Below are 3,114 nucleotides of genomic sequence, written 5' to 3'. Positions count from 1 at the left end.
GCATAACGCGCCTGTAGTGAAATACATTAAGAGGGAGTGTTAAACATGGAAAAAGATAAAAACGAAAAAGAACTAACGTTAAATGAATTACAGGAGCTAGTAGCTCCTGGATTTTTTGAAGCAGATACAAACGGTGGCTTATCAGATGCGATTATAGGACCGTTATTGGGACCACGAGTAGATAATTAAAGTTACTAATTTATATTGTCTTAAAAACCTGAAAATGAAATAGGAGTCACTTCACTACAAGCGCGTTATGCATTGCTCATGTGTAAATTAATAACAGATAGGATGGGTTATTTCATGTGTGGAATCGCTGGGTTTTTAGGAAATGAAAGAGAAGGGCTTCCACTTGTACTGGAAGCTTTACATAAAATGATACACAGGGGTCCAGATAATCTAGAAACTAAGGAGGATGGAGAAGCTGTTTTAGGGGCTGTACGTTTGTCTATACGTGATAAACGTGAAAAAGCCCACCAGCCATTTGTATCCTTCACTGGAAGATGGATTATAACTTTCAATGGAGAATTGAATAATCACGATTCCTTGAGAACAATGCTGGGTGAGGATTACTCTTGGCGAACTGAGAGTGATACAGAAACAATAGCAACAGCTCTGGATGCAAAAGGTTGGGGTGTCTTAACAAAATTACAGGGAATGTTTGCGATAGCTGCATGGGATACTTTAACAAAAACATTGTATTTAACCAGGGATTTCCCTGGTATCAAGCCACTGTATTGGGCAGAAACAAAAGCTGGATCATTTATCTACGCCTCTGAGTTCCAAACAATTTGTGGAATGCTTCGTAATTTAAAAGACCCACTTACTATTTCATCGCATAAAGTGGTGGAGTATATGATGTATCGGGACACTTTACTTGAACCAGAAACTTTAATTAATTCTATAAAAAAAATATCCCCTGGTGAGGTTCTTGCACTTAATGCAAGAATGAAACCAAAATGCCTACATCTTTTTGAACATATTCCTAATCCGTCAGGTTCGCTTGATGAACTTGAGGAAAAGTTTATAACCGCAATAAAAAGCAATATAGAATTCAATCAAAAAATGGGGATGTTTTTATCTGGGGGAGTGGATTCAAGTACAGTTTTAGCAGAATTAGTACATCAAGGAGCAAACATAGAAGCATTTTCATTGAGATATGAACAAACAGGAGCATACTCTTACTCAGAAATACCATTTAGTAGACATGTTTGTAAAAACCTATCTGTGCCACTACATGAATTAGAGCTAACTGAAAAACGTTTCATGGAAGTAKTACCTACAGCTCTTTCTCGACAAGACGGTTTTTCGATGGATCCTACAATTGTCGCATACCATGAGCTAGGGGAAGCAGCAGCCAGAGAAAATATTAGAATAGTGGTAACAGGTACTGGAAGTGATGAAATATTTGGGAGTTATGAGTGGTTGCACTCTGAAACAATAAATCATTTTGATCAATGGATGCGTCCAGCAACAATGCCCCACTTTATTCAAATTGATCCGTTGCTTTGGGATAAAGTTCAACTTAAGAGTTTTTTAAAACGTAAAGATTTGATAGAAAATTTTCAACAGCAAGGATTTAGTCTTCCTGAATCAATTAGGTTGTTTGGGTTATTTCACTTGGAGGCTGATGCATTACCGAGGGTGGATTTAGGAACAATGGCTTCCTCAGTAGAGTGTAGAGTGCCCTTATTAGATCAAGAGTTTATAAATACTGCCTTATCTGCCCCACCTGATACAGAGAAAAATGTTTTTCGGAGCCTTGGTATTAAACGAATACCAACTGAAATACTAAATCGTCCAAAGTGTGGCTTTCCACATCCAGTATTTGTGTGGGCTAAACATGGGGAGTTAGCGAATAGTATATATAATTTGCTATCTGAAGGACAATTTAGAGAATTTATTAATCAGGATCATCTAAAAGGCTTTTTTCAGGATGAATCATCACTATTAGTAGATAAACCTTCGGCTTATTTGTATGATTCAGCAAGCTCACTATGGTATTTATTTTCATTCGCACTCTGGTGTGACATAAACAGATTGAAAGTTGACATTTGAAACTTTATAAAAAAGGGGCTAAATTCTATGAAACTCGAAAATAATCTTAAAATTGAGGATAAATTTCTGGGGGTTGGGGTTGCTTGGGTAGATAGTCCAGAATATATTGATTTTATCAAGAATGAATTGGATCCCAATCATAATTATTTAGAAGTACATTTACCAACATCGATTAAGAATGTACCAGAGGATTTCCCTAAAATTGCCCATTGCAGTACACTACCACTTGCAGACCTTTGTTCGCCTACAAGCAAACTTATTAAGGATGTATTTTATCAAGCTAAAACACTCAATGCCAAATGGATTGGTGAGCACTTGTCTATTTTAGGCACTACCACCGGAGTACAATTTGGTTATATACTAGCCCCTATTCATGAAGATGGACTCCAAGCGAGGATCGTAGAAAGAATTAGGAATTATCAAGAAGAATTTGGTGTACCTTTTGTAATTGAGCTAGGTCCCCGTTATCACGCATGGGGCGGGCAAGACGTATTTGAAGATTATAAATTATTGAGAAATATTTCAATGGAAGCTGGTGTACCAATCATTCTTGACATTCCACATACATTTGCAACCGCAAATGCCTTTAATGTTTCTTTCGAAAAAATTCTAGATTTTCTGGATGGAGCACAGGTATGTGAACTCCATATCGGAGCAGATGGTGTATCAAAAAGGCTTAACATTACTTTCGACGACCGTTGGGAGCAGTTAAAAACTTGTTTGGAACGATTCACTGGAATAAGAGGAATCACTGTGGAACTGGGAAAGAATACACCATTAGATGCTTATTGCAATACAGTAAAAAAAGTTACTGAACGTTTAAAAGCTTTATCTGTTTAATATTTGGGAGGGGAAAAAGTGATTAACCTTGAGCAATCTCAATATTTAGAACCTCAATCAAAACTTTCGACGACCGTTGGGAGCAGTTAAAAACTTGTTTGGAACGATTCACTGGAATAAGAGGAATCACTGTGGAACTGGGAAAGAATACACCATTAGATGCTTATTGCAATACAGTAAAAAAAGTTACTGAACGTTTAAAAGCTTTATCTGTTT

The 3,114-nt window shown here is 36.9% G+C and carries 3 protein-coding genes; all 3 read left to right on the top strand.

Annotated elements, in window-relative coordinates; translation table 11 throughout:
- The first annotated feature begins 45 nt into the window (after positions 1-45).
- The 3 genes from AC1DRF_RS20990 (at position 46) to AC1DRF_RS20980 (ending at position 2,898) form a co-directional block, all read left to right on the top strand.
- Positions 46-189, top strand: a complete 144-nt coding sequence (locus AC1DRF_RS20990; RefSeq protein WP_176521239.1) for a hypothetical protein — start codon at positions 46-48, stop codon at positions 187-189.
- A gap of 114 nt (positions 190-303) precedes the next feature.
- Positions 304-2,058 carry an asparagine synthase (glutamine-hydrolyzing) gene (gene asnB, locus AC1DRF_RS20985; protein WP_477741595.1) on the top strand — a complete coding sequence of 585 codons (1,755 nt, stop codon included), beginning with the start codon at positions 304-306 and terminating at the stop codon, positions 2,056-2,058.
- A gap of 27 nt (positions 2,059-2,085) precedes the next feature.
- The gene (locus AC1DRF_RS20980) at positions 2,086-2,898 is read left to right on the top strand and encodes a multinuclear nonheme iron-dependent oxidase (protein WP_097823726.1); all 813 of its coding nucleotides are present in this window, start codon (positions 2,086-2,088) and stop codon (positions 2,896-2,898) included.
- The last annotated feature ends 216 nt before the right edge of the window (positions 2,899-3,114 follow it).

The organism is Priestia sp. P5_B4, from assembly GCF_056400385.1.
The sequence above is the reverse complement of the archived record's forward strand: the minus strand, read 5'-3'. Positions and strand labels throughout refer to the sequence as shown.